Here is a 519-nt window from a genome sequence, read left to right as displayed (position 1 = left end):
ATGGTGACAGCCACGATGCAGGCGTCGCTCATTAAAAAAGCTTTCGGGAGTAAAAATCCATTTGATATGGAATATCAAAAAAAGAAAGTCAAGAAGGACAGAATTGCAAATGCCATATCCGACAGCGAATTCAACTGGATGACGGAGACGATTCCCGGAAGGGATGCAGACGAATACACCATCAACTATCACAGGTGCGGCCTGTGTGCGCTTGGAAAACAGGAGCATTTGGAAGAACTGATACCCTATATGTGTGCCATGGATTTTATTTCTGCTGATCTCATGGGCGGCGTGTTATACAGGACAGGTACACTTGCAGAGGGCGCAGAAAAGTGTGATTTCTATGTTTGCAAAAAGGACTCTAAATGGGATAAAGAAAGAAAATACGGACAGCAATCCAAGCTGCAAAAACAGGGAGAGTTGGGAAAGTGGAATATGTGACGGTTGCACAGGAGGGCTTCTATGGACTTTATCATGTCCCTGTTAAGGATCATGATCCCCAGCAATACAGAAGCTGTT

1 protein-coding gene is annotated in these 519 nt (G+C 44.5%); it reads left to right on the top strand.

All coding sequences use genetic code 11. The features are described from left to right. Window positions 1-441 (top strand): L-2-amino-thiazoline-4-carboxylic acid hydrolase (locus tag HMPREF0367_RS08950; RefSeq protein ID WP_081683673.1); only part of this gene is annotated, 441 nt, incomplete at its 5' end. Window positions 442-519 lie beyond the last annotated feature (78 nt).

The sequence above is a fragment of the Faecalitalea cylindroides ATCC 27803 genome, from assembly GCF_000469305.1.
Taxonomy (GTDB): Bacteria; Bacillota_I; Bacilli_A; order Erysipelotrichales; family Erysipelotrichaceae; genus Faecalitalea; species Faecalitalea cylindroides.
This window is presented reverse-complemented; position numbering and strand designations above follow the sequence as displayed.